Below are 2,893 nucleotides of genomic sequence, written 5' to 3'. Positions count from 1 at the left end.
GGAAAGATTGTCCGGCGGTGTCCTACTCTCCCACACCCTCACGAGTGCAGTACCATCGGCGCTGGAGGGCTTAGCTTCCGGGTTCGGAATGTGACCGGGCGTTTCCCCTCCGCCATGACCGCCGTAACTCTATCGACATATCAAACACGAGTCGTCGTGTTCGTTTGTCGGGAGTTGCACAGTGGACGCGTAGCAGCTTCGTAGTCAAGTCCTCGGCCTATTAGTACCGGTCAACTCAACTCGTTACCGAGCTTACATTTCCGGCCTATCAACCCAGTCGTCTAGCTGGGGGCCTTACCCCACAAAGTGGGTGGGATACCTCATCTTGAAGCAGGCTTCCCGCTTAGATGCTTTCAGCGGTTATCCCTTCCGAACGTAGCTAACCAGCCGTGCCCTTGGCAGGACAACTGGCACACCAGAGGTTCGTCCGTCCCGGTCCTCTCGTACTAGGGACAGCCCTTCTCAAGTATCCTACGCGCACGGCGGATAGGGACCGAACTGTCTCACGACGTTCTAAACCCAGCTCGCGTACCGCTTTAATGGGCGAACAGCCCAACCCTTGGGACCTGCTACAGCCCCAGGATGCGACGAGCCGACATCGAGGTGCCAAACCATCCCGTCGATATGGACTCTTGGGGAAGATCAGCCTGTTATCCCCGGGGTACCTTTTATCCGTTGAGCGACACCGCTTCCACTCGCAAGTGCCGGATCACTAGTCCCGACTTTCGTCCCTGCTCGACCTGTCAGTCTCACAGTCAAGCTCCCTTGTGTACTTGCACTCAACACCTGATTGCCAACCAGGCTGAGGGAACCTTTGGGCGCCTCCGTTACCTTTTAGGAGGCAACCGCCCCAGTTAAACTACCCACCAGACACTGTCCCTGAACCGGATAACGGCCCGAAGTTAGATACCCAAATCAACCAGAGTGGTATTTCAAGATTGCCTCCACCCATACTGGCGTATGGACTTCACCGGCTCCCACCTATCCTACACAAACTAATTCGGATACCAATGTCAAGCTATAGTAAAGGTCCCGGGGTCTTTCCGTCCTGCCGCGCGTAACGAGCATCTTTACTCGTAATGCAATTTCGCCGGGCCTGTGGTTGAGACAGTGGGGAAGTCGTTACGCCATTCGTGCAGGTCGGAACTTACCCGACAAGGAATTTCGCTACCTTAGGATGGTTATAGTTACCACCGCCGTTTACTGGCGCTTAAGTTCTCCGCCTCGCCCCGAAGAGCTAACAGGTCCCCTTAACGTTCCAGCACCGGGCAGGCGTCAGTCCATATACATCGAATTACTTCTTCGCATGGACCTGTGTTTTTAGTAAACAGTCGCTTCCCCCTGCTCTCTGCGGCCATACAACGCTCCACCCGCAAGGGGCTTCACGTCTCCGGCCCCCCTTCTCCCTAAGTTACGGGGGCAATTTGCCGAGTTCCTTAACCACAGTTCGCCCGATCGCCTCGGTATTCTCTACCTGACCACCTGTGTCGGTTTGGGGTACGGGCCGCTAAGAACTCGCTAGAGGCTTTTCTCGGCAGCATAGGATCACTGACTTCACCTGAATCGGCTCGGCATCACGTCTCAGCCTTAATGCACCGCGGATTTGCCTACGGTACGGCCTACACGCTTACCCCGGCACAACCACCGGCCGGGCTCAGCTACCTTCCTGCGTCACCCCATCGCTTGACTACTACCCGCCAGGTTCCCACGCTCCCCACCATCAACCCGAAGGCATCAGACAGTTCGGGCGGTTAGCACAACGAAGTTCATCATGGGCGTTCTTTCGCGGGTACGGGAATATCAACCCGTTGTCCATCGACTACGCCTCTCGGCCTCGCCTTAGGTCCCGACTCACCCAGGGCGGATTAGCCTGGCCCTGGAACCCTTGGTCATCCGGCGGAAGGGTTTCTCACCCTTCTTTCGCTACTCATGCCTGCATTCTCACTCGTGCCGCGTCCACAACTGGGTCACCCCGCTGCTTCACCCGCGGCACGACGCTCCCCTACCCATCCACACACCTGCACAAGGAATCAAGTCCAAGCGAGGTTAAAATGTGAATGCCACAGCTTCGGCGGTGTGCTTGAGCCCCGCTACATTGTCGGCGCGGAACCACTTGACCAGTGAGCTATTACGCACTCTTTAAAGGATGGCTGCTTCTAAGCCAACCTCCTGGTTGTCTAAGCGACCCCACATCCTTTTCCACTTAGCACACGCTTAGGGGCCTTAGCTGGTGATCTGGGCTGTTTCCCTCTCGACTACGAAGCTTATCCCCCGCAGTCTCACTGCCGCGCTCTCACTTACCGGCATTCGGAGTTTGGCTGATTTCGGTAAGCTTGTGGGCCCCCTAGATCATCCAGTGCTCTACCTCCGGCAAGAAACACGCGACGCTGCACCTAAATGCATTTCGGGGAGAACCAGCTATCACGGAGTTTGATTGGCCTTTCACCCCTAACCACAGGTCATCCCCCAATTTTTCAACATTGGTGGGTTCGGCCCTCCACGCGGTCTTACCCGCGCTTCAGCCTGCCCATGGCTAGATCACTCCGCTTCGGGTCTAGGACACGCGACTGAACGCCCTATTCAGACTCGCTTTCGCTACGGCTCCCCCACACGGGTTAACCTCGCCACATGCCACTAACTCGCAGGCTCATTCTTCAAAAGGCACGCCGTCACCCCGCAAGGCTCCGACGGATTGTAGGCGAACGGTTTCAGGTACTATTTCACTCCCCTCCCGGGGTACTTTTCACCATTCCCTCACGGTACTTGTCCGCTATCGGTCACCAGGAAGTATTTAGGCTTACCAGGTGGTCCTGGCAGATTCACGGCAGATTTCAGGGGTCCGCCGCTACTCGGGAACACCCACAGAAGGTCAGCAACTTTCACCTACCGGACT

The 2,893-nt window shown here is 56.6% G+C and carries 2 rRNA genes (1 of these 2 only partly in view); both read right to left on the bottom strand.

The window, feature by feature from the left end:
- Positions 1–9: 9 nt before the first annotated feature.
- Positions 10–126, bottom strand: a 5S ribosomal RNA gene (gene rrf / locus SNR22_RS29065).
- A gap of 74 nt (positions 127–200) precedes the next feature.
- Positions 201–2,893, bottom strand: a 23S ribosomal RNA gene (locus SNR22_RS29060) (it continues 415 nt past the right edge of the window).

This window comes from Micromonospora sp. RTGN7 (assembly GCF_033804645.1).
Lineage (GTDB): Bacteria > Actinomycetota > Actinomycetes > Mycobacteriales > Micromonosporaceae > Micromonospora.
Note: the sequence above shows the minus strand (reverse complement) of the source record. Positions and strands in the feature narration are given on the sequence as shown.